24 protein-coding genes are annotated in these 26,161 nt (G+C 65.0%); 11 read left to right on the forward strand and 13 right to left on the reverse strand.

Translation table 11 applies throughout. The features are described 5' to 3' along the window. Positions 1–5 precede the first annotated feature (5 nt). From I6F31_RS19130 to I6F31_RS19140, 3 genes are read right to left on the reverse strand one after another with little or no spacing between them, the layout of a single operon-like run. Complete coding sequence (locus tag I6F31_RS19130) at positions 6–875, reverse strand: carbohydrate ABC transporter permease (protein WP_057028987.1); 870 nt, start codon at positions 873–875, stop codon at positions 6–8. Further along, a complete protein-coding gene (locus I6F31_RS19135) occupies positions 872–1,822 on the reverse strand; it encodes a sugar ABC transporter permease (RefSeq protein WP_225185938.1) in 951 nt (316 codons plus the stop codon). The genes I6F31_RS19130 and I6F31_RS19135 overlap by 4 nt, the downstream gene beginning before the upstream one ends. Before the next feature lies 1 nt (position 1,823). Continuing rightward, on the reverse strand, positions 1,824–2,675 hold the full coding sequence (locus I6F31_RS19140) for a phosphodiesterase (protein ID WP_225185939.1): 852 nt from the start codon (positions 2,673–2,675) through the stop codon (positions 1,824–1,826). 253 nt (positions 2,676–2,928) lie between these two features. Between I6F31_RS19140 and I6F31_RS19145 the strand changes: the two genes are divergently transcribed. Next, positions 2,929–3,939, forward strand: coding sequence for a M23 family metallopeptidase (locus I6F31_RS19145; protein WP_225185940.1), 1,011 nt, complete (start codon positions 2,929–2,931; stop codon positions 3,937–3,939). 122 nt (positions 3,940–4,061) lie between these two features. On the opposite strand, the gene I6F31_RS19150 is transcribed toward I6F31_RS19145, so the two are convergent. Then, on the reverse strand, positions 4,062–5,534 hold the full coding sequence (locus tag I6F31_RS19150) for a protein adenylyltransferase SelO (RefSeq protein ID WP_036000509.1): 1,473 nt from the start codon (positions 5,532–5,534) through the stop codon (positions 4,062–4,064). Between the two features lie 197 nt (positions 5,535–5,731). Between I6F31_RS19150 and aspS the strand changes: the two genes are divergently transcribed. After that, positions 5,732–7,504 carry an aspartate--tRNA ligase gene (gene aspS, locus I6F31_RS19155; protein WP_225185941.1) on the forward strand — a complete coding sequence of 591 codons (1,773 nt, stop codon included), beginning with the start codon at positions 5,732–5,734 and terminating at the stop codon, positions 7,502–7,504. Positions 7,505–7,669: 165 nt separating this feature from the next. Here aspS and I6F31_RS19160 read toward each other — a convergent pair whose 3' ends face one another. Further along, positions 7,670–9,634, reverse strand: coding sequence for a hypothetical protein (locus tag I6F31_RS19160; RefSeq protein WP_225185942.1), 1,965 nt, complete (start codon positions 9,632–9,634; stop codon positions 7,670–7,672). A gap of 240 nt (positions 9,635–9,874) precedes the next feature. On the opposite strand from I6F31_RS19160, the gene I6F31_RS19165 reads away from it, so the two are divergent. Together I6F31_RS19165 and I6F31_RS19170 are read left to right on the forward strand one after the other, a co-directional pair. Further along, positions 9,875–12,184, forward strand: coding sequence for an NADP-dependent malic enzyme (locus I6F31_RS19165; RefSeq protein WP_225185943.1), 2,310 nt, complete (start codon positions 9,875–9,877; stop codon positions 12,182–12,184). 352 nt (positions 12,185–12,536) lie between these two features. Then, positions 12,537–12,989 (forward strand): DoxX family membrane protein, encoded by a 453-nt coding sequence (locus I6F31_RS19170; RefSeq protein WP_036000486.1) that lies wholly within the window; start codon positions 12,537–12,539, stop codon positions 12,987–12,989. 3 nt (positions 12,990–12,992) lie between these two features. On the opposite strand, the gene I6F31_RS19175 is transcribed toward I6F31_RS19170, so the two are convergent. The 5 genes from I6F31_RS19175 to I6F31_RS19195 all read right to left on the reverse strand — a co-directional run bounded on the left by I6F31_RS19175 (position 12,993) and on the right by I6F31_RS19195 (position 18,347). Beyond that, positions 12,993–14,108 (reverse strand): helix-turn-helix domain-containing protein, encoded by a 1,116-nt coding sequence (locus I6F31_RS19175; RefSeq protein ID WP_057028994.1) that lies wholly within the window; start codon positions 14,106–14,108, stop codon positions 12,993–12,995. A gap of 298 nt (positions 14,109–14,406) precedes the next feature. Then, positions 14,407–14,958 carry a dihydrofolate reductase gene (locus I6F31_RS19180; RefSeq protein WP_225150921.1) on the reverse strand — a complete coding sequence of 184 codons (552 nt, stop codon included), beginning with the start codon at positions 14,956–14,958 and terminating at the stop codon, positions 14,407–14,409. A gap of 7 nt (positions 14,959–14,965) precedes the next feature. Beyond that, positions 14,966–15,985 (reverse strand): polysaccharide deacetylase family protein, encoded by a 1,020-nt coding sequence (locus tag I6F31_RS19185; RefSeq protein WP_036033905.1) that lies wholly within the window; start codon positions 15,983–15,985, stop codon positions 14,966–14,968. Positions 15,986–16,164: 179 nt separating this feature from the next. Then, positions 16,165–16,734 (reverse strand): glutathione peroxidase, encoded by a 570-nt coding sequence (locus tag I6F31_RS19190; protein ID WP_225185944.1) that lies wholly within the window; start codon positions 16,732–16,734, stop codon positions 16,165–16,167. Positions 16,735–16,823: 89 nt separating this feature from the next. Then, positions 16,824–18,347 carry a L,D-transpeptidase gene (locus tag I6F31_RS19195; protein WP_225185945.1) on the reverse strand — a complete coding sequence of 508 codons (1,524 nt, stop codon included), beginning with the start codon at positions 18,345–18,347 and terminating at the stop codon, positions 16,824–16,826. A gap of 208 nt (positions 18,348–18,555) precedes the next feature. Between I6F31_RS19195 and I6F31_RS19200 the strand changes: the two genes are divergently transcribed. After that, positions 18,556–19,104, forward strand: coding sequence for a CreA family protein (locus I6F31_RS19200; RefSeq protein WP_036000425.1), 549 nt, complete (start codon positions 18,556–18,558; stop codon positions 19,102–19,104). A 12-nt stretch (positions 19,105–19,116) separates the two neighbouring features. Here the strand turns inward: I6F31_RS19200 and I6F31_RS19205 are convergent, their stop codons facing one another. Next, a complete protein-coding gene (locus tag I6F31_RS19205) occupies positions 19,117–19,329 on the reverse strand; it encodes a hypothetical protein (protein ID WP_036000463.1) in 213 nt (70 codons plus the stop codon). 412 nt (positions 19,330–19,741) lie between these two features. On the opposite strand from I6F31_RS19205, the gene I6F31_RS19210 reads away from it, so the two are divergent. Both I6F31_RS19210 and I6F31_RS19215 read left to right on the forward strand, forming a co-directional pair. Beyond that, positions 19,742–19,906: a hypothetical protein gene (locus I6F31_RS19210; protein ID WP_225185946.1), complete on the forward strand. Its 165-nt coding sequence runs from the start codon at positions 19,742–19,744 to the stop codon at positions 19,904–19,906. A 32-nt stretch (positions 19,907–19,938) separates the two neighbouring features. After that, positions 19,939–20,301 (forward strand): hypothetical protein, encoded by a 363-nt coding sequence (locus tag I6F31_RS19215; RefSeq protein ID WP_036022768.1) that lies wholly within the window; start codon positions 19,939–19,941, stop codon positions 20,299–20,301. Between the two features lie 10 nt (positions 20,302–20,311). Here the strand turns inward: I6F31_RS19215 and I6F31_RS19220 are convergent, their stop codons facing one another. Both I6F31_RS19220 and I6F31_RS19225 read right to left on the reverse strand, forming a co-directional pair. Further along, positions 20,312–20,557, reverse strand: coding sequence for a DUF6719 family protein (locus I6F31_RS19220; protein ID WP_036022769.1), 246 nt, complete (start codon positions 20,555–20,557; stop codon positions 20,312–20,314). Positions 20,558–20,624: 67 nt separating this feature from the next. Then, entirely contained in the window at positions 20,625–22,094 is a 1,470-nt protein-coding gene (locus tag I6F31_RS19225) for a PLP-dependent aminotransferase family protein (RefSeq protein WP_225185947.1), read from the reverse strand. A gap of 74 nt (positions 22,095–22,168) precedes the next feature. Between I6F31_RS19225 and I6F31_RS19230 the strand changes: the two genes are divergently transcribed. The 4 genes from I6F31_RS19230 (at position 22,169) to kynA (ending at position 26,161) form a co-directional block, all read left to right on the forward strand. Next, the gene (locus I6F31_RS19230; protein WP_225185948.1) at positions 22,169–22,894 is read left to right on the forward strand and encodes a pyridoxamine 5'-phosphate oxidase family protein; all 726 of its coding nucleotides are present in this window, start codon (positions 22,169–22,171) and stop codon (positions 22,892–22,894) included. Positions 22,895–22,948: 54 nt separating this feature from the next. Then, a complete protein-coding gene (locus I6F31_RS19235; RefSeq protein ID WP_036000410.1) occupies positions 22,949–24,226 on the forward strand; it encodes an ArgE/DapE family deacylase in 1,278 nt (425 codons plus the stop codon). A gap of 251 nt (positions 24,227–24,477) precedes the next feature. Next, on the forward strand, positions 24,478–25,290 hold the full coding sequence (locus I6F31_RS19240) for an alpha/beta hydrolase (protein ID WP_225146684.1): 813 nt from the start codon (positions 24,478–24,480) through the stop codon (positions 25,288–25,290). Between the two features lie 31 nt (positions 25,291–25,321). Continuing rightward, positions 25,322–26,161 (forward strand): tryptophan 2,3-dioxygenase, encoded by an 840-nt coding sequence (gene kynA, locus I6F31_RS19245; RefSeq protein WP_036022774.1) that lies wholly within the window; start codon positions 25,322–25,324, stop codon positions 26,159–26,161.

A 26,161-nucleotide genomic window follows, 5' to 3' on the forward strand; every position in this document is an offset into this window, starting at 1 on the left:
GTCTCCTATTTGATGCCTGAGGTGACGAAAGAGCTGATGAAGCGTTTCTGGAAGATCAGGAAGGCGACGAGCAGAGGCGCGATCACCATGAGCGTGCCGGCGGCGATGGTGCCCCAGGCCTGCGTGCCTTCGGCGGTCTTGGTGAAGACGGAGAGGCCGATCGTGAGCGGGCGCTTGTCCGGCGAATTGATCACCATCAGCGGCCACAGGAAGTCGTTCCAGTGGCTGGTCACGGAGATGATGGCGAAGGCCGAGAAGCTCGGCATCGACAGCGGCACGTAGATGTGGCGGATGCGCTGGAACAGACCGGCGCCATCGATCAGCGCGGCGTCTTCCAGCTCGGTCGGAATGGCCTCGAACGCCTGGCGCATCAGGAAGGTGCCGAAGGCCGAGGCGAAGAACGGCATCATCACCCCGGTGAGCGTGTCGTAGAGACCGAGCTGCGCCACCAGCGACAGGTTCGGCACGATCAGCAGCACCGGCACCAGCATCAGCTGCATCAGGAACAGGTAGAAGATCGGCGTCTTGCCGGCGAAATCCAGGCGCGCGAAGGCAAAGCCCGCCAGCGTGATCGTGACGAACTGCACCAGGAGGATGCCGGTGCAGATGATGGTGGTGTTGAGCGTGTAGCGCGGGAAATCGCCGATCTCCCAGGCATCCCTGACATTGTCGAGCGTGGGCTTCAAGCTCGGCATCAACTCGGCCATGGCGTTGATGCCGTCGGAGGCGGGGCGCAGCGTCGCGATGACCATCCACAGGAAGGGGATCAGCCAGACCATTGCGAGCAGCACGGTCAGGGCGAAGCCGAGCTTGGGCGTGATCTCGCCGCGGGTGGCGAGCGGGGCGTCCTTCCACAGCGTATCAAACAGCTTCATGGCCCGCCCTCGCGGCTCGCCATGGTGCGGAAGGACAGCGCGGTGAGGGCCATCAGCGCGGCGAGCGTCAGCAGCGTCGCCGCCGAGGCCTTGCCGATGTCGTAGTGCTCGACCGCCTGCTGGTAGATGTAGAACAGCACGAGATTGGTCGCGTTGGACGGCCCGCCCTGGGTCATGACGAAGACGTGGTCGACCTGCGTCACCGCATTCAGCGTGGCGATGACGGTGACGAACAGGAAGGTGGGCTTGAGCTCCGGCAGGATGATGTGGCGCAGCCGCCGATACGGTCCGGCGCCGTCGAGATGCGCGGCCTCCATCACGTCCTCGGGCACGGCCTGGAGGCCGGCGAGGAAGAACAGCATGTAATAGCCGGCGTTCTTCCAGATCGTGATGACCATGATCGCGTAGAGCGCGATGTCGCCGTCGCCGAGCCAGTTTGGCAGCACCGGCAGCAGCCGGCCGATGTAATAGTCGAGCAGGCCGACATTCGGCAGGAAGATGAACAGGAACAGCGCCGAGGCCGCGACCATCGGGATCAGCACCGGCAGGAACAGCGCGGCGCGCAGCGCGCTGTTCACGGCATGGGTGCGCGCCAGCGCCAGAGCGAACAGCAGCGCAAGCGCGATGCTCGGCACTGCCGTGCCGACGGCGTAGATCAAATTGTTGACGACGGCTCCTGCGAAGGCGGGGTCGGCAAGCACCGCGCTGATGTTCTCAAAGCCGACGAAACGCACCGGCGCCTTCGGCGTCGCGCGCTGATAGAGCGCATCGATCAGCACGCGCCCCATCGCGCCATAGGTGAACAGCGCGAGGAAGACCAGCGAGGGCAGGAGCAGCAGATAGGCCGGCAGCGAGGCCTTGAAGCGGCTCGTGAACCGTTTCAGGACGTGTAGACGCGGTGCCGCCGACGTCGCGACCGGAAGAGCCGCGGGTTCAGCGAGGCTCATCTCATCGCGCCCGGAAATTGAGCGCGTAGTCGCGGCCGTCCACTCCCGCCGGTGGCTCGAAGGGGAAGCGCAGACTCTGGTCGAGGAAATCGTGGCTGTGCACGACGAGGTTCTCGTCGTCGATCAGCACGACGCCATAGGCCGGCGGCTCGTGGCTGGCGAGATGCTCGCTGGCCGCGACGTCGAGCTCGAACCAGACCTGGTGGTTGGTGCCGCGCAGCGTCGAGAACGGGATATTGCCGTAGCTGCCGAAGATCGGCCGGTGCACATGGCCGAAGAAGAGGTGGCGGATCCGCGCGCGATAGGGCGCGATGACTTCCGCGAATTCGGCGCTCTGCTTCAGCGCGATCTCGTCCATGGCGTGGACGCCGACCGGGAAAGGCGGATGGTGCATGAACACGACGAATTCCTGGTCGGCGGATGCGGCGGCGAGCGTATTCGCCAGCCAGCCGAGGCGCTTTGCGCACATCTCGCCGGCATGGCTGGTCTCGTCCAGCGTGTCGAGGAAGACGAACAGGCCGTGCTCGGTGGTGCGCGTGCCCTGCACGAAGCCGTTGGCATCGCGCGGCGCCGCCTTCAGCGCGTCCAGGCAGGTGACGCGCTTGTCGTGATTGCCGACCATCGCGATGTAGGGAATCTTCAACGCCGTCATCGCCTCGGCGAAGTTGGCGTAGGACTCAGGCTCGCCCCAATGGGTGAGATCGCCGGTCACGACCGCAAACGCAGCGTCGGACTGGTGCTTGTTGATGTCGGCGATCGCCGCATCCAGCCGGGCGCGCGGATCGAGGCCATAGAGCATCGAGCCGGGGTTCGCGAGATGCGTGTCGGTGAGGTGGATGAATTTAAAGGGCATGGCGCGCCTAAATGGAGACGGTGGGAGGATCGGCGCCTCCGGCAAGACGGCGCTGTCAGCCCGTTAGAGCGCGTGTGTTTCAGTTTGATGACAGCGGTTCCCGCGGCCTGCTGAAGATGTGGACACGCCTCCGCGGGCAGATGCGACGCGGACGGCGCCTCACGATTGCGCTGCAGTGAAGGAGCTACCTTGCCGTGAAGATGCGGTCATGGTTTGCTGGGTCCAAGCCTCATTTGCATCACGAGTTTCCCCAATGCCGCCGCGAGTCTTCCGCAAGCTGGGATTGCTTGCTTCTCTCTCCGTCCTGCTTGCCGTGTTGAGCACCGGTCCGCGTGCGACCGCGGCCGAGTTCAACTTCGCCCGCTACAAGGAGACCGATCTCGACGAATTCCTGGCGCGCCGGCGGCCCGCCACCGGCATGGACGTCTACCCAATGTCGCCGCTGAAGCTCGATGTCACGCTGGCCTCTCACGGCGAGCCGTGTGCCAACGGAGCGCTCAAGCGGTCTCTGATCATGAGCGGCATGCCCAAGCAGGATGCCGACAGCCTGCAGGCGACCAACTGCATCACGGTGCGCTCCGCCAAGGGGCGCGAGCTCAAGGTCTTTATCCAGGATGTGGTCTACGGCTTCCTGCCGAGCGAAGTGCCGGTCGGGGACAAGCTCTCGCTTTATGCGATCCATGCCTTCACGTCCCCCGACGGGCCGGCACTGCTGGTCAACGAATTCCTGACCCCGCGCAGCTTTCCGCGCGCCGACAAGCCGGCGGACAAGACGATGACATCCTGCGGATGCTGGACCCACGACGAGCATCCCGGTGTCGATTTCACCGCCGACAAGCCGGGCGCTCCGGTGGCAGCGATGGCGGACGGCGTTATCGTCAAGATCGAGACCGGCGAGCAGGCGCCGGCCGATTTGCCCGGGATCGGCGGCTGCGGCCGATACGTCGTGCTCAAGCACACTTATCCGAACGGCGGCGTCGTTTACACGCGCTATGTCCAGCTCGGCCGCGTCGTCGGTCCGAAAGGCGAGACACTCAGGGTGGGAGCGACCGTCAAGGCGAAGGACACGATCGGCGAGATCGGCTCAAACAAGGTGCTGCATTTCGAGCTCCGCCCCGTCGCACCCGGCAACACGACGACGGACAAGGCGTGGAACGAACGCTACGGCAAGATGCCGGACATGGAGTGGTCACGTTACGAGACCGTCGATCCTCAGAAATTCGACGTGGCATCGTTCGGCGGGGTGAGGAAGGCGACGAAGTAGAATGAGTGCGTAGGGTGGATTAGCGAAGCGTCATCCACCTTTTCGCTCTTCGCGCGTCGAGAGAAGTGGTGGATTACGCCTTCGGCTAATCCACCCTACGCATCTGTGTGGCGGAGCCCGCCTCACGTCCCGCAGAACGTCTGCAACACGCGCTGATCCGGCAGCGGCGGATCGGCGTAGGCCGCATACTCCGGCTGGTCGTCGAACGGCCTCGCCAGCACCTGCACCAGCTCCTCGAACGGCGCGTAATCGTCGTCGTTCACCGCGGCCTGGATCACGGCCTCGACGCGGTGGTTGCGCGGGATGAAGAGCGGGTTGACCGCGTGCATGGCGGCCTGGCGCTCGGCGGCGGTTTGCGGCTCCAGCGCGATGCGCGCGCGCCAGCGGCCGGCCCATTCGTCGAAGGCTGCGGGCTCCATGAACTGCGCGCGCACGTCCGCAGCCTCATCGCCTGCGGCCTCACCCAGCTTGCGGAAAGTGAGGGTGAAATCGGCCTGGTTCTTGGCCATGGCGTCGAGCAGGTCCTGGATCAGCGCATCGTCGCCGTCGCGCTCGGTGAACAGGCCGACCTTCCGCCGCAGGCCGGCCTGATAGGCGGCGCTGAACTGGTCCGAGAAGGCGCCGAGAATGTCCTGGGCTTCGGCGACGGCCTTCTCCTGGTCGTCCGAAAATAGCGGCAGCAGGCATTCGGCAAGCCGCGTCAAATTCCACAAGCCGATGCGCGGCTGGTTGGCATAGGCGTAGCGGCCCATCTCGTCGATCGAGGAGAACACCTGGGCAGGATTGTAGGAATCCATGAAGGCGCACGGGCCATAATCGATGGTCTCGCCCGAGATCGAGCTGTTGTCGGTGTTCATCACGCCGTGAATGAAGCCGACCAGCAGCCAGCGTGCGATCAGTTCGGCCTGGCGCGCGACCACGGCGGCGAGCAGCGCGTGATACGGCCGCTCGGCGTGGAGCAGGTCCGGATAATGGCGCGCGATGACGTGATCGGCGAGCCGGCGGATCGCCTCGGTGTCGCGGCGGACGGCGAAGAACTGGAAGGTGCCGACGCGGATGTGGCTGGAGGCGACGCGGGTCAGCACCGCGCCGGGCAACGCGGTCTCGCGGATGACGTGCTCGCCGGTGACGACCGCGGCGAGCGAGCGCGTGGTCGGGATGCCCAGCGCAAACATGGCCTCGCTGACGATGTATTCGCGCAAGACCGGGCCGAGCGCCGCGCGGCCGTCGCCGCGGCGGGAAAATGGGGTGGGGCCGCTTCCCTTGAGCTGGATGTCGCGGCGGACGCCGTCTTTGTCGATGACCTCGCCGAGCAGGATGGCACGGCCGTCGCCGAGCTGCGGCACGAAATGCCCGAATTGGTGCCCGGCATAGGCCATCGCGATCGGATCCGCTCCGGCGGGAACCGTCTTGCCGGCCAGGATTTCCGCGCCTTCCGGGGTCTCCAGCAGGTCTGGATCGAGCCCAAGCTGGACCGCCAGCGGCCGGTTCAGCTTGATCAGCCGGGGGGCGGCGACGGGGGTCGGCGCGACGCGGGCGAAGAAATTGTCCGGCAGCGCCGAATAGGAGTTCTGGAAGGGGAAATGCACCGTCATGACCTCAAGATAGGGCTGGAACGTCAATCGGCAAAGGTTCGCCCCCGGATAAGCCAAAAATGGGCACCTGAGGTCCAAATCCCGCCGTTCCCTTGGTTGCCGCCCCCGTCCTGCCGGGGTAAACCCTGCCGCAACTTCGGACCGGCCATCACGGGCCGTTCGATTCGCCTCCTTCAGACATTGATTTTGGGACGACCATGCATCGCTACCGGTCACACACATGCGGCGCGCTCCGCGAGAGCAACATCGGCGAGACCACCCGCCTCTCGGGCTGGGTCCATCGCGTCCGCGACCATGGCGGCGTGCTGTTCATCGACCTGCGCGACCATTACGGCCTGACCCAGTGCGTGGTCGACCCGGACTCGCCGGCGTTCTCGCTGGCCGAAAAGCTGCGCTCGGAGTTCGTGGTCAAGATGGACGGCAAGGTCCGCCGCCGCCCCGATGGCACCGACAATGACGATCTGCCGACCGGCAAGGTCGAGGTCTACATCAGCGACATCGAGGTGCTGGGACCGGCCGGCGACCTGCCGCTGCCGGTGTTCGGCGACCAGGAATATCCCGAAGACATCCGCCTCAAGTACCGCTTCCTCGACCTGCGCCGCGAGAAGCTGCACCAGAACATCATGACGCGCGTCGAGATCATCAAGTCGATGCGCCGGCGCATGGAGGGGCAGGGCTTCTTCGAGTTCAACACGCCGATCCTGACCGCGTCCTCGCCGGAAGGCGCCCGCGACTTCCTCGTCCCGTCGCGCATCCATCCCGGCAAGTTCTACGCGCTGCCGCAGGCGCCGCAGCAGTACAAGCAGCTGCTGATGATGTCGGGCTTCGACCGCTACTTCCAGATCGCGCCCTGCTTCCGCGACGAGGACCCGCGCGCCGACCGTCTGCCCGGTGAGTTCTACCAGCTCGACGTCGAGATGAGCTTTGTGACGCAGGAAGACGTCTTCGCGGCGATGGAGCCTGTGATCACGGGCGTCTTTGAAGAGTTTGCCAAGGGGAAGCCGGTGACCAAGGGCTGGCGCCGGATTCCGTTCGCCGAGGCGCTGCGCAAGTACGGCAGCGACAAGCCGGACCTGCGCAATCCCATCGAGATGCAGGACGTCTCCGAGCATTTCCGCGGCTCCGGCTTCAAGGTGTTCGCGCGCATGCTCGAAGATCCCAAGAACCAGGTCTGGGCGATCCCGGCACCGGGCGGCGGCAGCCGCGCCTTCTGTGACCGCATGAACTCGTGGGCGCAAGGCGAGGGCCAGCCCGGCCTCGGCTACATCATGTGGCGCGAGGGCGGCGAGGGCGCAGGTCCTCTCGCCAACAACATCGGGCCTGAGCGCACCGCGGCGATCCGTGCACAGCTCGGCGTCAAGGAAGGCGATGCCGCCTTCTTTGTCGCCGGCGATCCCGACAAGTTCTGGAAGTTCTCAGGTCTCGCCCGCAACAAGGTCGGCGAGGAATTGAACCTCACCGACAAGGAGCGGTTCGAGCTCGCCTGGATCGTCGACTTCCCGATGTACGAGTACAACGAGGACGACAAGAAGGTCGACTTCTCGCACAACCCGTTCTCGATGCCGCAGGGCGGCCTGGAGGCGCTGAAGTCGCAGGATCCGCTGACGATCAAGGCGTTCCAGTACGACATCACCTGTAACGGCTACGAGATCGCCTCGGGCGGCATCCGCAACCACGTGCCCGAAGCCATGGTGAAGGCGTTCGAGATCGCAGGTTACGGCGAGCAGGAAGTGGTCGACCGCTTCGGCGGCATGTACCGCGCCTTCCAGTACGGCGCGCCGCCGCATGGCGGTATGGCCGCCGGCGTCGACCGCATCGTGATGCTGCTCTGTGGCACCACGAATCTGCGCGAGATCTCGCTGTTCCCGATGAACCAGCAGGCCATGGACCTCCTGATGGGCGCTCCGTCGGAAGCCACGACGAAGCAGCTCCGCGAGCTGCACATCCGGGTAAACCTGCCGCAGAAGTGAAGGTGAGGCTACGCCTCTCCTCGTGCGCGGAAAAGCGCGCTCTCTCCTCCTCGTCATTGCGAGCGCAGCGAAGCAATCCAGAATCTTTCCGCGGAACGAGTCTGGATTGCTTCGTCGCAAGAGCTCCTCGCAATGACGAGGAGGAGAGAGCCGCCTGTCTCTTCCCTACAGCCCCGTCGAGGCCTCGATCCTGAATTGCGCCAGCGCGCTCTGCGGGTCGGTTTGCGAGAGCTGCATCAATTGCATCAACGGCACCTTGGCGCGGGGCGTCAGTTTGATGGTCAGCGTCTGCCCCGGCGCTTCCACGAATCCGGCGAGCGCGTCGACCGCGCCCCTGGCATCGCTATTGGTCCCTGCGATCTTCTCGCCTTGCGCCCTGATCATCGCGACGATGGCGCTGCGGGCAGCATCGCGGCTGACATTCTGCATGCGTGCGAACTGCGCCACGACGAGATCGACCACGCCGCCGTCACGCAGCGAGGCCTCAAGCGCGCCGGTTTCGACCAGCGCTGCCTGACCCATCGCCTGCGCCGGGTCGGTCGTGAACAGGCCGCGCGGCACATTGACGAGCGCGACGCGGGTCTGCAGCCTGGCGAGGTTGCCGAGATCGAGCGTAGCGGGGGCGAGCGCGAACGCGCCCGACGATTCCGTCCAGGCCGCGCCGAGATCCAGATCGATCGCCAGCTTGTCCACGCCTGCCATGATCAGCGGCTGCAGCGCCGGATTGGCGGGATCGGTCGGCGCGACCATCTTCACGACCAGATTGACCTTGCTCGGGATCGGCCCGACGAACTCCCCCCAGTTCAGGCTGATCGTATCAATGGTGAAGAGCTGCCGCGTCGTCTTGTACGGCGAGACCACGCCCTTGATCTCGGCACCTTGGAGCACGCGGAATAGGCCGACCATCTGATCGGGCGAGGGCGGCCGTCCCGGCGTTTGGAGACTCGCCGCCCAGCGCATCAGATTTGCCACGCTGAAGGACTTCAACGCGAAGCGGTCCATCTTGAACTGGCCCTGCGGCATCGGGATGTCGAGGCCCTCCAGCGTTATTCTGTCCTGATCGTATTTGACCGCGTCGAGCCGTCCCGTCCCTTGCGGCGTCTCGGCCGTTTGCCGGCCAATTTCGGCCTTGCCGATCTGGAAGCCGTCGAAGAGGTCGGTCACCTTCTCGATCATGTCACGCGACTGTGCCGGCGTTGGGATCGAGCCGTCGGCCGGCACCAGCGCGATGATCTCGGCCGGCCGGAATTTCGAGGGCCGGATGGCAATGTCGTCGAAGGTGAACCCGTCCACCTGCATGCGCATGCCGGGAGCCGCCGTCACGACATAGGAGTTGACCGAGATGCGCCGATAGATCCTGTGAAAATTGTCGTCGTTCGATCCTTGCGGATCGAGCGCAGCCCTCACGGCGGTTGGGTCGAATTCGTAGATGGCCAGGCCGGACAATTCGCCGGTCATCTTCGCGGGCCTGCCCGGCTGGGTCAGGTCGACCGTAAGGGCGACGCGGTCCATCTTCGCCGTTTCGATCTTGCCCCGGTTGACGTTCTGGATGGACACGCCCGAATAGACATAATCACCGCCGCCGGCATTGCCGCCCGCATCGACGTTGACCTCGAGGGTCGGCACCGCGATCTCCGACGCCGAGATGTTCGCGTATTGCGCGAGGATGAAGCGGTACATGTCGATAATCGAGCCGGTCACCGGCGTGCCCTCTGCGCGGGTCGGGCCGGAAAAATCGCGCGCGGTGATCTGCGGGAGCTTGTAGTTCGACTTCACGGTGATCCGCTCGGTGGATGTAAAGCCGACCTCGACGCCCGACGCCTCGATGCTGTCGGCCGAGAAACGAGCCTCGTCCGGCTGGCGCACACCGACGGCCGTGATCTTGGCGACCTTCAAGGTGGCGAGCTGCGCCTGGGCAGGCTCGACTTTGATGTCCTCCACCGTCAGCGTCCGGGTCGCGAGCTCGAACCCGATCTTGCCATGGCTAGCCTTGCCCCCACCCGAGCGGATCTGCGCGAACACCGCCTCGACCTCGGCGGTCGCCCGGTTCTGCACATACAGATTGAAGCCGAACCATCCGCCCGCGGCGAGCACCGCTCCCACGACGAGGCCGATCAGGATTCGCTTCATTCCCAGCTCCAGTTGCTCGTTTCGCACCGCGCAACCTGCCATATTCGCGAAACGCCGCGCGGTCCAGAGAAAGCTATGGTTTCAAATTTTGACGGCGCGCCCTGTTGACGGGGATGCAATCGGATGTTGCCACCGGGCCTTCGGCCGTGCTTCATCCCGTTTCCATGACCCGGAAATACGGTCCGCTTGGGCCGTCGAATCGTGCATTTTTGAGGCCGGTAACGCGAGGCGAGACACCGCATGTCGTCCTATTCTGATGATCTCCACCAGGCGGCGCTCGCCTACCACCGTCTGCCGCGCCCTGGAAAGCTCGAGATCCAGGCAAGCAAGCCGCTTGCCAACCAGCGCGACCTCGCGCTCGCCTATTCGCCGGGCGTCGCCGCGGCCTGCACCGAGATCGCCAAGAATCCGGCCGAGGCGGCCACGCTCACCACGCGCGCCAACCTGGTTGCCGTGGTCTCCAACGGCACCGCGGTGCTCGGCCTCGGCAATATCGGTCCGCTGGCCTCCAAGCCGGTGATGGAAGGCAAGGCGGTCCTGTTCAAGAAATTCGCCGGCATCGACGTGTTCGACATCGAGATCGCCGCCGACACCATCGACCGTGTGGTCGAGACCGTGGCCGCGCTGGAGCCGACCTTCGGCGGCATCAATCTGGAGGACATCCGCGGACCGGAATGCTTCGAGATCGAAGCGCGCTTGAAGGAGCGCATGAAGATTCCGGTCTTCCACGACGACCAGCACGGCACTGCGATTATCGTCGCCGCCGCCATCACCAATGGTCTGAGGCTGAACGGCAAGAAGCTGTCCGAGGTCAAGATCGTCGCGTCGGGGGCGGGGGCCGCGGCGATTGCGACACTCAATCTCCTGGTCTCGATGGGCGCGCAGCGCAAGAACATCTGGGTCTGCGACATCGACGGCCTCGTGCACGAGGGCCGCAACACCTCGATGGACCGCTGGAAGGCGGTCTATGCGCAGAAGACCGACAAGCGCACGCTCGCCGACGTGATCGGCGGCGCCGACATCTTCATCGGGCTCTCGGCGCCGGGCGTGCTCAAGCCGGAGATGGCCAAGGCGATGGGCGACGAGCCCCTGATCATGGCGCTCGCCAATCCGGTGCCGGAAATCATGCCGGAAGAGGCGCGCAAGGCGCGCCCCGACGCCATGATCTGCACCGGCCGTTCCGACTACCCGAACCAGGTCAACAACGTCCTCTGCTTTCCCTTCATCTTCCGAGGGGCGCTCGATGTCGGCGCCACCGCGATCAACGAGGAGATGAAGCAGGCCGCCGTCGAGGCCATCGCGCAGCTCGCGCGCGAGGCGCCGTCGGATGCCGTCGCGCAGGGTTTCGACACCGGCGAGACGCAGGGCTTCGGTCCGGGCTCGCTGATCCCGAGCCCCTTTGATCCCAGGTTGATCTTGCGCATCGCGCCGGCCGTGGCGAAGGCGGCGATGGAATCGGGCGTCGCAACGCGCCCCATCACCAATTTCGACGAATACACCGCGCTGCTCGAGCGCTTCGCCTTCCGCTCCGGCCTCGTCATGAAGCCGATGTTCGCCAAGGCCAAGACCCAGCCGGTGCGCGTGATCTATGCCGAAGGCGAGGACGAGCGCGTGCTGCGCGCCACGCAAGTCGTGCTGGAGGAAAAGCTGGCGCGGCCGATCCTGGTCGGCCGTCCGTCGGTTGTGGAGGCGCGCATCAAGCGCTTCGGCCTCTCGATCCGGGCCGGCAAGGATTTCGACCTCGTCAATCCCGAGGACGATCCGCGCTACCGCTCCTACGTGCAGTCCTATGTCGAGGTCGCCGGTCGCCGCGGGGTGACGCCGGATGCAGCCCGCACCGTGGTGCGCACCAACAATACGGTGATCGCCGCGCTTGCGGTGACGCGCGGGGAAGCAGACGCCATGCTCTGCGGCGTCGAGGGCCGCTACATGAGCCATCTGCGCCACGTCCGCGAGATCGTCGGCTTCTCGCCTGGAATCAGCGACTATGCGGCGCTGGCGCTATTGATCACCAGCAAAGGCGCCTTCTTCATCGCCGACACGCAAGTTCGCCCCAATCCGAGCGCGGAGGAGCTTGCCGAGATCGCATCGCTCGCCGCGGTCCACGTCCAGCGCTTCAACATCAAGCCGAAGATCGCCTTCGTCTCGCATTCGGATTTCGGCAGCTACGACACCGATTCCTCGCGCAAGATGCGGCTGGCGACCCAGCTTCTGAAGGACAAGCATCCGGAGATCGAGGCCGACGGCGAAATGCAGGGCGACACCGCGCTCTCCGCAGCTGCGCGAAGGATGGTGCTGCCGCATTCCAAGCTGGAGGGCGAGGCCAACATCCTGATCATGCCGACCCTGGATACTGCCAACGTCGCCTATCAGATGATCAAGTCGCTGGCGGACGCGCTGCCCGTCGGCCCGATCCTGGTCGGCCCCGCGCGCCCCGCGCATATCCTCACCCCCTCGGTGACGGCACGCGGCATCCTCAACATGACCGCAGTCGCCGTGGTGGAAGCGCAGGAACGCGCCTCGCGGCAGCAGCCGACGTTGTTTACGTAAGGCACCGCTGTCGCGCCGCTGGAGGTGCAATCCTTCTCCCCTTGTGGGAGAAGGTGGCATAGGCGGCCTTCGGCCGCCGTTCTTAGCGACGCCGAAGCGAAGCTTCGGCCGTGGCGCCGGATGAGGGGTTGTTTCCGCGAGTCGGGATCTCGCGAGTTGCTCGTGCCGATAGATACCCCTCATCCGTCTCGCCGCTTCGCGGCGAGCCACCTTCTCCCACAAGGGGGAGAAGGGAAGAGACCGGCAATTTTGAATTCCTATCAGTTCGCCATTTCCCCGTTTGTAAACCGGCGCACGACTCTCCATAATCTCCTCAAGCGTTCTGCGCTCTGAGCTTGCCAAGAGGCCGATCATGCCAGCGTTCGTGACTTTCGGGCGAATCCTGTTCGCCGTGCTGTTCATCTACACGGGCGCGACCAAGCTGTTTGCCATCCAGGCCACCGCCGACGTCATCGCAACCAAGCTCGTGGTGCCCGATGTCGTCGCGCCTTATGCCCAGCAGGTCGAGACGGCGACCGCCATGACCACGCCGCAGCTCTTGGCGATCGCGATCGGCGGGCTCGAGATCATTGCAGGGCTGATGATCGCGCTGAATTTCGGCGCGCGTTTCTTCGCGATGCTGCTGATCGTCTACGTCGCCGTCGCGACCGTCCTGTTCTACGATTTCTGGAACATGGCGGCGCCCGACAACGCCAAGATGCTGGTCGACGCGCTCAAGAACCTCTCGATCATCGGCGCGCTCTGCATGATCATCGGCTATGGCCGCACCACGCGTCCGGCCGAGGCGGCCTACGGCGACGTCTAGCGGTCACTCCGCTCTCGGCGGCGCGATCTCGCGCATCCAGCGGGAAATCGTCGCGCTGCTCGCTCCATCGCTGCCGCGCTGTCGGCCGAGCAGGGCGGCCTCCCGTGCGGCGCGGGGCGTGATGCCGTAGGCGGCCTTGAACGAGCGCGTGAAATGCGCGTCGGTGCCGAGCTGCCAGCGCCGTGCCACCTCGCTGATCCGGGGGCCCCGCGCGCCCGAATTGGCGAGGTCGAAGAAGGCGCGGTGCAGCCGGCGGCTGCGGATGTAGTCGGCGATGCCGCCGACCGGGGCGAACAGCCGGTACAGCGAGGCCCGGGACAGGCCGAAATGGGCGGCGATCGAATTGGCCGACAGATCCTCGCTGGCAAGGCCAGCCTCGATATATTGGCGGATCCGCATCAAGGACGGGCTTGCCGCGACGCCATGGTCGGCATCGGCCTCGCCCCGTTCGATTTCGTTGCGAAGGCACGCGGCCAGCAGCGACACCGTGCCCTCGACCACGGATTGGCATTCGTCGAGGCTCATGCGCGGGGCAAATTCGAACAGGGCGGTGAGATGCCCCGCCAGCAATCGCGCGATCGCGCTGCTGCCCGGCAGGACCAGGCCATGCATATCATCAACCCGCAAGAGATGGGCGGCGAACATCGGGCGCGGCACGACCAGCGTGACATTCTCGAACGCCGTCGCCTTGGTCTCCAGCGCCTGGGCGAGATCGAACAGGCAGATGTCGCCGGCGCGTACGCGCATCGGCCGTGTGCCGGCAACGCCGTCATAGCCGCCCTTCAGATAGAGCTGGAGGATGATGTGGTCGACGCCGCTGCGCGCGATCGTTTCGGCCGTCCGGCGGAAACGCTGGCCGCTGGCACGGCTCAGCCCGATCAGCACCGGTCCCATGGAGTAGGAGCTGAGGTCGGCGCGAAACGGGCCCGGTTCGCCGGCGGCGAGCTCGTCCACCTCGAACAGCGTGGCGACGGCTTCCCGCCACGCTGCGATGTTCGCCTCCGTCTCCATCTGATCGGCGCTGAAGCCGAATGCCGGCAGCAGGGACGATATCGGGGCGACATCGTCATTCAATCCGGAAGCGTCCGTCGGACTAGTCGTCGTGCAGTCGTCGCTCATGCTGGCCGTGGGTTAGTTTTTGCTCTTTTGTCTCAGTCTATTGATGCGGTGTGTCGCAGCCGTTGGCCCGTATTGACGCCGCGCCTCGGACGTTGGCTATAGCGCCACGACCGCCGTCGGGGCCGATTTTCGGGTCTCGGCAAATATGCTAGCCGGCTTTGCGCTGGCCGGCGGCGGGACCAATTTTAGCACGGCACACCAGCAATATGTGGAGCGGTATGATGTTGCCGGTACTGTGCATGGGGTTGTTTTTCCAGTTTGAGTCGGAGCCGGCGTAAGCGCCGCCACTGCCGGCACGCTACCCCCGCCGCCACGGGGTCACGGTCACTTCATGCGCCGCGTCGAGGAGGTAGGGCGCACCCGGCCTCATCCCGCGCGCAGCCAGCACCTCGTGAGGCGTCCGCTGGGGTACGCCGACGAAGCAGCCTTCACCGCCGGGCAGCCGCACATGCGGAGCCTCCGACAGCCAGAACGTGTCGTAGCGGTCCATGAACAGGTCGAACACGACCGGGCCGCCGATGATGGCGACCATGCCGGATGCGACGTCGGCGAAGGCGCAGGCCTCCTCGAAGCTCGCATGCTCAGGATTCCACAGCGTCGCGTTCGGCATCTCCGGATCGACGGTGAGGTCCCTGATCTTGCGGGTCAGGATCAGCCGCTTGCGGCTGGCCGAATTCGGCTGCTGCTCGTGCGAGTTGCGGCCGTGCACGATCAGCGCGGCGCGATCGAGCGCCTGCTCGAAGAACCGCTTGTCACCTTCGAATTTCAACGTCTCAGGCATGATGTGCGACGGATCGGCGAGCATGCCGTCCGCGGAGACGATGACGTAGCCTTCGAAGCGGAAAGACAATGGCCTACTATTCGGAAACGGTGGTCACCACCGAATTGACCGGGCGCTGACTCACCGTCGGCAGCTTGAGGTCCTTGAGCAGCTCCTGGTCGTATTCCGGCAGCGTCGAGGCCGGGAACTTGGCGCGCATCGCGACCACCTTGTAGCCGCCGGCCTTCAGCCGCTTGAGCAGCTCGGGCAGGGCCTCCGCGGTGTGCTTCTGGAAGTCGTGCATCAGGATGATGCCCTTGCCCTTGGTGTCGAGCTTCTTCATCACGGTCTCGACGATCTTCTCGGGCTTGGAAGCCTTGAAGTCGAACGAGTCGATGTCGCAGGAGAAGCTCGCGACATTGCGGTTGCCGAGATAGGTGACCATCTCGGGCGGATGCTGCAGCGCCGGGAAGCGGAAGAACGGCGCGGGCGAGATGCCGCCGAGCGCCCACTTCACCGCCGCAAAGCCCTTCTCGATCTCGTCCTTGCGCTGCGCTTCGTTGAGCTTCTTGTTGTTGAGGTTGGCGTGCGACCAAGTGTGGGCGCCGACGGTGTGGCCGGCTGCGTAGACCTGCTTGAGGACCTCCGGCTCGTAGGTCGCGTGCTTGCCGATGATGAAGAAGATTCCGGTGGTGCATTCGTCCGCGAGCGCCTTCAGCACCGCGGGCGTGTTGCGCGGCCAGGGGCCGTCGTCGAAGGTCAGCACGACCTCCTTGTCGCGCAGGAAGTCGAGCTCCTTGAAATGCTCGAAGCCGAAGCCGGGACCGCCCGTGGTGTCGATCTCGACGGTGCGGGCGACGCCGAGTGCGCCCGGCGTGTTGCAGGCCGCGCGGGCCGGCTGCGGCGGCTGTTTCGGCGGGGGCGGATTGACGAAGCCCGCTGGCGCCGCAGCCGCTGCTGCGGGCGCTGGAGCTGGGGACGTTGCAGCCGCTGGTGTTGCCGCCGGCGCGGCTTGCGGTGCGGCTGCGGGCTTCGCAGCCGGCGTCTGCGACCATGCGGCGCCGGAGAGCGCCACCGACATCGCACCTGCTAAAATCAGTCCTGCCGCCACGCGCATGGTGATGTCCCTCGAGATTGATCCCGTTGTTCCGCCGTGGCTTTTCGCCTGCGGCAAAAACCGTCCTGCCCAAAACAATCCTAGCCTAGATGGTGGGCCATCGCCATTGCAACGGCTGTTTGATGCCGCGTCGCAATTGTGCCCAGCCGGATGGCGTGCACTTGAGTCGTGCACGTGAGTCAAGTGTCGGCCAGGGCCCTTGCAATGGCGGTCTTGATCCGCGTGTCGGCCGGCTCGACGGCGGATGGAAATACCTCGGCGATATAGCCGTCGCGGCCGACCAGGTATTTGTGGAAGTTCCAGCGCGGAACTTCCTTCGGTCGGGCTTCCGCGGCCCATTTGTAAAAGGGATGCGCCCTCGCACCGACCACCGCGGCCTTCGCCGTGATCGGGAAGGTAACGCCATATTGGTGGTGTGCGGTCTGCGTGATCTCGCTGCTGCCACCGGGCTCCTGGCCGCCGAAATCGTTGGACGGCACGCCGATCACGGTGAGCCCGCGCCCGCGAAACTCGTTCCAGATTTCCTGCAGGCCGGCATATTGCGGCGTGTAGCCACAGAGCGAGGCCGTGTTCACCACCAGCAGCGGTTTGCCGGTGAACGTGGCGAGGCGGATGTCGTCGCCTGACAATGCCGGGAAGGAGAAGGCGTAGGCCGAGATCCGGCTCATGGCGCCATCAGCGAGGGCGCGCGTGACAGGCGCGAACGCGCCCGCAAGCGTGACGCTCAGCACGGTTCTGCGATTCATCATGACGGCGTCCCCCGAGATGATCCGAGGGCAGATTACTCCGCCACTGCGGCCTCGCGCGTCAACACCGCGTTATCGGTCCTGCGAGAGAGCTAGTACAGGCGGACGATGAAGTCGGTACCTTCGCCGGTCTCGCCCTGGTTGATGCCCTGGTCGGAGACGATGATCGAGCCGCCTGACGTCAGCATCTCGTTGATTTTCGCCATGGTCTCAGTGGGGACCGAGATGCGGTTGAGGGCTTCGGCTGGGCTGTCCGGCGTCACCACCGGTTTTGCGGCGACGGGGATCACGGCGGCACCGCGCTGGCGGCGCGCCACGCGGTTGTCGTCCTCGCGCGCCACGGAACGGGCGGACACGGGCAGCGACACCACCGACCAGTGCAGCGTGTTGGCATCGGCCTTGTCGAGCTCGGCGGTGAAGACATGCGTGCCGAGCGGCCGGTCGCTCGCGGCGATCGTGACAGGCACCTCGAACAGCGGCGCAAAATTCTGCCGCACATAGAGCTTGGAATCCTTGCGGCTGATGAAGACGGCAATCTGGCCGGCCCGCTTGGGTGTGTCCGGCTTTGCCGCCGGCGCAGGATCGGTGAGGCGGCCCTCGTCCTTCTTTGCATCGGGTGCGGTGGCGAGCGCCGGCGCATCGGGTGCCTTCGCGGCTTCCGTTTTGACCGGGTCGACCTTGTCGGCAGGCTTGTTCTCGGTCGCCGGCTTGGCGGCGTCTTCGGACGCAGGCTTGGCCGCTTCGGCCGTCTTGACCTCGTCGGCCGTCGCCGCGGCTTCCTCGCGCGCAGCCGCATGGCCGGTGGTCACGTCCGACAACACGGTGTGGCCGACCGAGGTGCGCAGCTCGACCACGCTGTCGGCGCTGGCCGTCTTGGTCTCGACCGGCTTGGCTTCGGTCGTGCCCTTATCGGCCTTGTCAGCGACATTGGTCTGCGGCGCGAGGCTCGCGGCGGGCTGCGGCGGCACGCGCATGGAGGCGAGCACGGGATGGGAGAAGCTTTGCGGCGACACCTGGCCGGGCGCCACGATCACGCGCGCGCCCATCCTGGTCCAGTTCCACATCTTCATCGCGAACGCCATGGGCATGCGGATGCAGCCATGCGAGGCCGGATAGCCCGGCAGCGCGCCAGCATGCATCGCGACGCCGGACCAGGTGATCCGCTGCATGTACGGCATCGGCGCGCCGCTATAGAGGTTGGAACGGTGGAATTTGTGCTTCTGGATGATGCTGAACACGCCCATCGGCGTCGAGTGGCCCTTCATGCCCGTCGACACCGGTGATTCCGCGAACACGCCGGCTTTGTCGTAGACCGTCATCTTCTGCCGGTCGATCGAGACGACAATGACGAGTGGCCCTTGCGGCTTGGTGCCGGCTTCCTTCTCGGCAACGACGTCCTTCTTGCTTGCGGCGCCGCGCTTTTGCGGCTTCTGGCGCGGTATTTCGGGAAGCCGGTTCGGCCGGGCGTAGTAGGGCCGGTCGGAATAGTCCGTCCAGTAATAAAATGCTGCGTTTGCTTCGCTGGTTGCGCCGATCGCACCCGCCGCCGTCAACATGGCGACCTGCCACAGCCGTGCCGGCTTGGCAGGCGAACCCCACCCGTTCACGCTGTTCATCCTCGAATCCATTATCCAAATCAGACGTTAGTCTCGCAAAGGGGATACGCGTTCACCAGCAGCGCGGTTCTGCCATCAGCTACTTTTGTCCAAGGCGTAGCAAAAAAGCCTCACGGAGCGGTAAACGGCGGCCTGGTCCGCTCCTCTGCCGCCTTCCTGACCGCCGCTTGCGTTCCTACATTGCGGGGACTTGTTAGCGGAGAACTTCATGTCATCTCGTTTCCCCGGTCTTTCGAGCATCCGTCTGAAAGGCCTCGCTTTATTCCTCCTGGCTCTGACCGCGCCAATGGCCTCGGCATCTGCGGCCGACGAACCTGATCTGATCTTCCGCCGCTCTACCGTGTTCAAATGGATGAGCCCGAACGACAAGCTCGCGACCTATGGTCTCGACGATCCCGAAGTCGAAGGCGTCGCCTGTCATTTCACGGTGCCGGAGAAGGGCGGCTTCAAAGGCTGGCTCGGCCTTGCCGAGGAGGTCTCGGATATCTCGCTGGCCTGCCGCCAGGTCGGTCCGGTCAAGTTCAAGCACAAAATGGAGCAGGGCGACGACATGTTCCGCCAGCGCCGGTCGCTGTTCTTCAAGAAGATGCAGATCGTGCGCGGCTGCGACGCCAAGCGCAACGTGCTGGTCTACATGGTCTATTCAGACAAGCTGATCGAAGGCTCGCCCAAGAACTCGACCTCAACCGTGCCGATCATGCCGTGGGGACCGGCGGACGCAAACGTCCAGAAGTGCGGCGAGTTCTTCACGCAATGAGGCGCTCCGCGTTCACTCCTGCAACGCGCTCGCGTTCACCCGGCGGCGATCGCGCGGCGTCGCAAGGCGCGATCCGGTCAGTCGCACGAACGTCTGCGGCGCCGCCTCGAGGCCGCGGCTCGATTGCAGCGCCATTGCGCCGGTGCTGCCGCGAATGATCGGTTGATCTGCGCGCTCCGTCGGTGGATTTTCATCGCGCGGCGTTGCGCGATTTCCCGCCATCATGGCCATCCCTCACGTGAATGCGCCCGATGATCCGGGCGTCTCGGTTTCGATGGCTTGGGTCGTTGCTGAACCAATTCCGGTTCGACAGGATCCAGCCTTCTTTTGCCGCCCTTTCAGCAGAAAAACGTAAAATGCATGTGAAGCGCGCGCGGCGGCCGCGTGACGACGCCTGGGCGGGGTGCACGTCCGTGCCGGCGCCGGAACTTGGCAGGCGACTTTGGCCTGCCGCCAGACCTGTCTGAAATAACTGGCATTTTCCGAGAATTGTTTCGTCGCCGTGGCCGGGACGAAACAATTCTCACGAAGACGAAACCATTTTCAGTTTTTCGCGCATCACGCGCGAAACCGCCCATGGTTATCAGGCTCATAACGACGACGGCGCACCGCCGGTCACAGAATTGGGACACAGATCATGCGCGCGCTCAGCTTCATCCTTGCTTTCGGTCTCGTGCTCGCCGGCTCCTCGTTGGCGGGTGCGCCCGACGGCAATCTCCCCGGTGTCGGTACCTTCCAGTACAGCGGCTCGCCCGTTGCGGTTCCGGCCGCTCAGCCGATCATGGTCGCCGCGCGCTTCTGACTGCACACAACGAAACAGCCGGCAAAACGATCATGTTGCTTCGTCTCTGCGCCGCAGCGTTCGTGTCCCTTCTGACGATCAACTCCGTTCAGGCGCAGGTCCGCTCACCTTCCAGGCTACCCGATCCGCGTGGCGAATTCGTGCGCCAGTGTGCGCCGCACATGCTCGGGCGCTGGCAGCATCCGGAAGCGGTCTGCGGCTGCCTGCACGATCACGCCGCCGCGGCCGTCGAGGATCGCGATCTGCGCGAAGCGCTGCTGCGCGGCATCAGCGAGACCGGCGTGCCCACCATCGAGACAGATTGGGTACCGGCCTCCAAGCACAGCGAGATCGGCCCGACCTTCACCAAGATCGCCAAACCGACCCTGCAGTGCATGTTCGATCCGGCGAAATAGTCCTGGATCCTTACTTCGTTTTCGGTCCGTGCCGCGGCACGCAGGAACTCGTGCGCGAGACTCCCTTGTCGGTCATCTTCGCGCCGCGCACTTCCCTGAGCTGACCGGCGGGGCAGGTTCCGTCATCCACGAGCACGCGCTGGCCGAGCTTCAGATCGCCGATGTCCTGCTCACGTCCGACTGTGGCGGCGCGTGCCGTCGAGACAAGCGCGATGGAGATCAGCAGCGAGAGGCAGGTCGCGTGGCGCAGCAGCATGATGTGAGGTCCCGGAATCGATGCCGCAATCTAGGGAGCGGCGGGCGATTCTGATAGTGAAGCTTCGTCAGGCCCGGCGGGCCGGTTTTCCTTTTGCGGCCAAGGCTGCGCGCGATTCCCTCGCGAGACGTTCCGCGGACGCCACGAGCTGCGGCACGGGATGTCCGGAAAATCCCAGCACGAAGCCGGGCAGGGGACGCCCGCGCGAATAGGTGTCGGCCAATAGCCAGCCTTCGGCGCCGGCCGCCTGCTTGGCCAGCGCCGCCACCGCCGGATCGACGGCAGGATCGAACCGGGCGACAAGATGCAGGCCTTGTGAGGGCACCGGCACCGAAAGCGCGCCACCGGATGCGACTTCCAGCCTCTCGGCGAGCACGTCGCGCGCCTCGCGATAGAGTTTCCGCACGCGCTTCAGATTCGCGGCGAAGGCGCCGGAATTGAGCATGTCCGCCACCGCGCCCTCCATCAGCGTGCCGGGAAAGCGGTCGAGCGCCGCCCGCGCCGTCGTCACGTCCGCGATCAGGCGTTCGGGCAGCGCGCAATAGCCGATGCGCAGGCCCGGAAACAGCGTCTTGGCAAAGGTGCCGAGATAGATCACGCGCTGGAGCCGATCGATGCCGGCGAGCGACATCAGCGGCGCGCCGTCATAACGGAACTCGCTGTCGTAATCGTCCTCGAGCACGAATGCGCCGGCCTGTTTGGCCCAGTCCAGAAGCTCGAGCCGTCGCGGCATCGACATCTGCACGCCAAGTGGAAACTGGTGCGACGGCGTAACGTAGGCCGCGCGCGCGGACGGTGCCGCGATGCGGCCTTTGGCGACGCGCATCCCGTGCTCGTCCACCGCGACAGGCACAGTGCGATAACCGCAATGGACGATGGTTTTTCGCGCGGCGGGATAGCCCGGGTCCTCGCACCAGACCTGGTCGCTGGATTTCAGGATCGCGCTCAGCACGATGCGCAGCGCGTGCAGCGTGCCCGAGGTCAGCATGATCTGGTCGGGATCGCAACGCAGCCCCCGCGCCGACAACAGATGGTCGGCGATCGCCACGCGCAGCTCGCGGCTGCCGCGAGGGTCGCCATAATGCAGGTGCTCGGTTCCGAATGCGCGCATGCGGCGGCCGACGAAAGCGCGAAAACGCTGCACGGCGCGTTCGTCGATATGGGTGCAGCCAAGCGCAAACGCGCCTTGCTTTGGCGCTTCGAGAACGACCTTCGGCTTGTTCGGCTCGGCGGCGCGCTGGGGTATACGCGCCGCGACGAACGTTCCGGAGCCGACCGTCGCGTCGGCAAAGCCGTCGGCGATCAGGCGCTCATAGGCGGTGACGACGGCGTTGCGGCGGAAGCCGGTCTGCTTGGCCAGCGTCCGCGATGGCGGCAGCGGCTCGCCCGGCCGGACCAGGCCGGAGACGATCATCTCGCACAGCGCCTGATAGAGCCGGTGCGCCGCGGAAGCGCCGGCCGTGACGTGAGGGCCGGTGAGGTCGAGCGGAAGCTCGGGCTTGGCTCGGGAGGACGAATTGGTCGGAATTTTTTGCATGGAATTGGAACTATCGCAGACCAAATGCGCCGCTACAACTGCTCCGGATTTCTTCCATCCGAGCAGGAGCGGCCGTGAGCCAGACCGAGACCTCGAATTCCTATCCGACATCGGCACGCAACCAGGTGAAGCGCCGGCACGACCGCGGCTTCTATGATCACGACACGGTTCATCGCATCCTGGATTCCTCGATGCTGTGCCACGTCTCCTACACAATCGACGGCCAGCCCTATTGTACGCCGACCTTCTTCTGGCGCGAGGGCACCAGGCTGTATTGGCACGGATCGAGCGCCAGCCGCATGCTGCGCAACCAGAGCAAGGGCGAGCGCGTCTGCCTGACGGTCGCCCATCTCGACAGCCTCGTGCTGGCACGCTGCGGCTTCAACCATTCCGCCGACTACCGCGCCGTGATGGCGTTCGGCACAGCCTATCTCGTCACCGACCCCGATGAGAAGGAGCGGGCGGTGATCGCGATGGTCGATCGCTTCTTCCCGGATCGCACCGCCGGCCTGCGACAGAGCACCACGCAGGAAATCAAGGCGACGTCCTTCATCGCAATGGAAATCGAGGAAGCCTCGGCCAAGATCCGCGCCAAGGGCGTCGCCGACGACGACGAGGACTATGCGCTGCCGATCTATGCGGAGCGCATTCCGGTCCGCACCGTGCTCGGCGCCCCCGAACCGTGCCCGCGCCTGCTCGATGGTGTGAGTCGGCCTGCGACTCTGAACGGCTATTCCGAAGGCCGGCTGCTCGAAGATGCATTGCGGGATGCATATTTTCTGGAGTACCCGAACGGCTGAAATCGGCTAGTTTGCGCGCTCCCTGGGACCATTGGAATGTCTGGAGACGCCCGAATGAATGCCGAAACGCAGCAGAGGATTCTTGACGCCGTCGACAGCGGCTTCGAGGCTCAGCTTGCAACCACCCGCGATTTCGTCGCGATCCCTTCGACCCGCGGGGCGGAGGGACCATGCCAGGACATGATCGGCGATCTCCTGCGCGAACGTGGCTACGAGGTCGACGACTGGCATATCGACGTCGAGGATTTGAAGGATCTGCGCGGCTTCGGTCCGATCGAGCACGACTTCTCGAAGGCGCGATCCGTGGTGGGAACTTACCGTCCGAGAACCAATGGCGGCAAGTCGCTGATCCTGCAAGGGCACTGCGATGTGGTGCCGGCCGGTCCGCTGGAATTGTGGGAAACGCCGCCATTCGCGCCGGTCATCAAGGACGGCAAGATGTTCGGCCGCGGTGCCTGCGACATGAAGTCCGGGACGATCGGTGCGCTCTATGCGCTGGACGCGATCAAGGCCGCGGGCTTCAGGCCGACGGCGCGGATCCATTTCCAATCGGTGATCGAGGAGGAGAGCACCGGTGTCGGCGCACTCTCGACGCTGCAACGCGGCTATCGCGCGGACGCCTGTTTCATTCCGGAGCCGACCGGCGGCAAGATGGTGCGCTCCCAGGTCGGCGTGATCTGGTTCCGCCTCCGCGTGAAGGGGCATCCGACCCACGTTGCCTTCGCAGGCTCCGGCGCGAACGCGATCATGGCGGCATATCACCTGATCCAGGCGCTGCAAAAGCTCGAGATCGAATGGAACGAGCGGGCCAAGGCCGACCGTCACTTCAAGACGCTCGACCATCCCGTCAACTTCAACGCCGGCATCATCAAGGGCGGCGACTGGGCCTCGAGCGTGCCGGCCTGGTGCGATGTCGACTGCCGGATTGCGGTGTTGCCGGGCTGGTCGATCGCCGATCACCAGAAGGAGATCATGGCTTGCGTCGCCGCCGCTTCGCGCAACCACCGCTTCCTCGCCAACAATCCGCCGCAGGTCGAATGGTCCGGCTTCCTGTCGGAAGGCTATGAGCTGACCAACGCCGCGGAGCCCGAGGCTGCGTTCGGTAAGGCCTTCAACAGGGTCTATGGCGGTACGCCAGAGGACCTCGTCTTCACGGCACTGACCGACACGCGCTTCTACGGCCTCAACCACGGCATCCCGAGTCTGTGTTTTGGTGCCAGCGGAGGCGAGATGCACGGCTTCAACGAGTTCGTCGACCTGGAGTCATTGAAGAAGGCGACCAAGGCGATGGCGCTGTTCATCGCGGAATGGTGCGGCGTGGAGAAGGCGTAGCGGTCTCCCCATCGCCACTGCGGTAGGGTGGGCAAAGGCGCACTTGCGCCATGCCCACCACCTTTCTCTCGGATGAACCAAGATGGTGGGCACGCTCCGCTTTGCCCACCCTGCGACAGCTCAGCTCGTAGCGGTCGCTGCCCAATCCACCGGCTCCCTCAATCCTTTAAGCTTAAAAGAAAGACTAGGATGCCGCCCTGACCGGTGGCAGACTGGCGTTCGGTTCGTCGGACGAGTCCTCGGGAGCAACGATGCGCGATTGGGATGACGCTTACGCCAATTCGGCCCACATCCCGGGCTCGGACAAGCTGCCGGCTCTGTGGGCGGAGCGGGCGGCGGCCTACCGCGCCGGGCTGAAGGAATTTCGCCCCGACATCGCCTACGGCGCCGGCGAGCGCCAGAGGCTCGATCTGATCCTGCCTGACGGCGACAGCATGGGTCTCGTCGTCTTCGTCCATGGCGGCTACTGGATGCGCTTCGACAAATCGACCTGGACCGATCTCGCCGAAGGTGCGCGGCACCATGGCTGGACGGTGGCGCTGCCGAGCTACACGCTGGCACCAGCTGCCCGCATCTCCGATATCACTGCGGAGATCACCGCCGCGATCGCCAAAGCGGCATCGCTCGTCTCGGGGCCGATCCGGCTCGCCGGCCATTCCGCCGGCGGCCATCTCGTCACGCGCATGCTGTGCGACGACAGCCGGCTCGAGTCCGCCGTCTACAACCGCATCGCCGGTACGCTCTCGATCAGCGGCCTGCACGACTTGCGTCCGCTCCTGAAGACGGGGATGAACGAGACGCTGCGCATGACGATGGAGGAGGCGACGCTGGAAAGCGCGGCGCTGCATCTGCCACGAGGGCGTTCGCCAGTGACGGCCTGGGTCGGCGGCAGCGAGCGGCCCGAATTCATCCGCCAGTCCGATCTGATGGCGAACATCTGGACCGGCTTCGACGTGCCGACGCACCTCGTCGTCGAGCCCGGCCTCAACCATTTCACGGTGATCGACGGGCTCAAGGATCCGTCGTCACAGATCACCGCGCGCCTGATCGGCCTCGATGAATGAGGCCAGGGACGATCGATCGAGAGGGCCAGCCATGACGTCCAGCGATTACGATCCCACAAGCGAAGGCGCCGAGACCGATTTCACCCGGCGCATGTCCTACGGTGATTATCTCGCGCTGGACGCGATCCTCGGTGCGCAGCATCCGCTGTCGGAGGCGCATGACGAGATGCTGTTCATCATCCAGCATCAGACCACGGAACTGTGGATGCGGCTCGCCATCCACGAGCTCGCGGCTGCGCGCCGTGCGATCTCACGGGATGAGGTGCAACCCGCGATGAAGATGCTGGCCCGGATGTCGCGTATCTTCGAGCAGCTGAACGGGGCCTGGGACGTGCTGCGCACAATGACGCCCAGCGAGTATACCCGCTTCCGCTCGCAACTCGGACAATCCTCGGGCTTTCAGTCGCGGCAATACCGGCTGATCGAATTTCTGCTCGGCAACCGCAACCACGCCATGCTGAAGCCGCACGCGCACGATGCGGAGACGATCAAGCTGCTCGAAGCCGAGCTCGGGACGCCGAGCCTCTATGACGAGGTGCTGCGGCTTGCCGACCGCAACGGGCTCAAGATGCCTGCTGCGGTGCTGGCGCGCGACGTTCGCGAAACCCACAGCTTCAACGAAGGCGTGCTGCAGGCCTGGCGTATCGTCTACGAGGCGCCGGAAACCCACTGGATGCTCTACGAACTGGCCGAGAAGCTGGTCGATTTCGAGGACTATTTCCGGCGCTGGCGCTTCAACCACGTCACCACGGTCGAGCGCGTCATCGGCTTTAAGCGTGGCACCGGCGGCACTGGCGGCGTCAGCTATCTCAAGCGCATGCTCGAGGTCGAACTGTTTCCCGAACTCTGGCGCGTGCGTACGATTCTGTAG

It is taken from the genome of Bradyrhizobium sp. NBAIM01 (assembly GCF_020194115.1).
In the GTDB taxonomy this organism is placed as follows: domain Bacteria; phylum Pseudomonadota; class Alphaproteobacteria; order Rhizobiales; family Xanthobacteraceae; genus Bradyrhizobium; species Bradyrhizobium yuanmingense.

What these genes read in the sequence shown, in the direction of transcription:
- I6F31_RS19200 (WP_036000425.1), top strand. Translation starts at nt 18,556, where the DNA reads ATGTCATCTCGTTTCCCCGGTCTTTCGAGCATCCGTCTGAAAGGCCTC.
- I6F31_RS19225 (WP_225185947.1), bottom strand. Translation starts at nt 22,094, where the DNA reads ATGCAAAAAATTCCGACCAATTCGTCCTCCCGAGCCAAGCCCGAGCTT.
- I6F31_RS19140 (WP_225185939.1), bottom strand. Translation starts at nt 2,675, where the DNA reads ATGCCCTTTAAATTCATCCACCTCACCGACACGCATCTCGCGAACCCC.
- I6F31_RS19145 (WP_225185940.1), top strand. Translation starts at nt 2,929, where the DNA reads ATGCCGCCGCGAGTCTTCCGCAAGCTGGGATTGCTTGCTTCTCTCTCC.
- I6F31_RS19215 (WP_036022768.1), top strand. Translation starts at nt 19,939, where the DNA reads ATGTTGCTTCGTCTCTGCGCCGCAGCGTTCGTGTCCCTTCTGACGATC.
- I6F31_RS19160 (WP_225185942.1), bottom strand. Translation starts at nt 9,634, where the DNA reads ATGAAGCGAATCCTGATCGGCCTCGTCGTGGGAGCGGTGCTCGCCGCG.
- I6F31_RS19185 (WP_036033905.1), bottom strand. Translation starts at nt 15,985, where the DNA reads ATGCGCGTGGCGGCAGGACTGATTTTAGCAGGTGCGATGTCGGTGGCG.
- I6F31_RS19190 (WP_225185944.1), bottom strand. Translation starts at nt 16,734, where the DNA reads ATGATGAATCGCAGAACCGTGCTGAGCGTCACGCTTGCGGGCGCGTTC.
- I6F31_RS19210 (WP_225185946.1), top strand. Translation starts at nt 19,742, where the DNA reads ATGCGCGCGCTCAGCTTCATCCTTGCTTTCGGTCTCGTGCTCGCCGGC.
- I6F31_RS19220 (WP_036022769.1), bottom strand. Translation starts at nt 20,557, where the DNA reads ATGCTGCTGCGCCACGCGACCTGCCTCTCGCTGCTGATCTCCATCGCG.
- aspS (WP_225185941.1), top strand. Translation starts at nt 5,732, where the DNA reads ATGCATCGCTACCGGTCACACACATGCGGCGCGCTCCGCGAGAGCAAC.
- I6F31_RS19240 (WP_225146684.1), top strand. Translation starts at nt 24,478, where the DNA reads ATGCGCGATTGGGATGACGCTTACGCCAATTCGGCCCACATCCCGGGC.
- I6F31_RS19235 (WP_036000410.1), top strand. Translation starts at nt 22,949, where the DNA reads ATGAATGCCGAAACGCAGCAGAGGATTCTTGACGCCGTCGACAGCGGC.
- I6F31_RS19170 (WP_036000486.1), top strand. Translation starts at nt 12,537, where the DNA reads ATGCCAGCGTTCGTGACTTTCGGGCGAATCCTGTTCGCCGTGCTGTTC.
- I6F31_RS19205 (WP_036000463.1), bottom strand. Translation starts at nt 19,329, where the DNA reads ATGATGGCGGGAAATCGCGCAACGCCGCGCGATGAAAATCCACCGACG.
- I6F31_RS19150 (WP_036000509.1), bottom strand. Translation starts at nt 5,534, where the DNA reads ATGACGGTGCATTTCCCCTTCCAGAACTCCTATTCGGCGCTGCCGGAC.
- I6F31_RS19130 (WP_057028987.1), bottom strand. Translation starts at nt 875, where the DNA reads ATGAAGCTGTTTGATACGCTGTGGAAGGACGCCCCGCTCGCCACCCGC.
- I6F31_RS19175 (WP_057028994.1), bottom strand. Translation starts at nt 14,108, where the DNA reads ATGAGCGACGACTGCACGACGACTAGTCCGACGGACGCTTCCGGATTG.
- I6F31_RS19195 (WP_225185945.1), bottom strand. Translation starts at nt 18,347, where the DNA reads ATGAACAGCGTGAACGGGTGGGGTTCGCCTGCCAAGCCGGCACGGCTG.
- I6F31_RS19165 (WP_225185943.1), top strand. Translation starts at nt 9,875, where the DNA reads ATGTCGTCCTATTCTGATGATCTCCACCAGGCGGCGCTCGCCTACCAC.
- kynA (WP_036022774.1), top strand. Translation starts at nt 25,322, where the DNA reads ATGACGTCCAGCGATTACGATCCCACAAGCGAAGGCGCCGAGACCGAT.
- I6F31_RS19135 (WP_225185938.1), bottom strand. Translation starts at nt 1,822, where the DNA reads ATGAGCCTCGCTGAACCCGCGGCTCTTCCGGTCGCGACGTCGGCGGCA.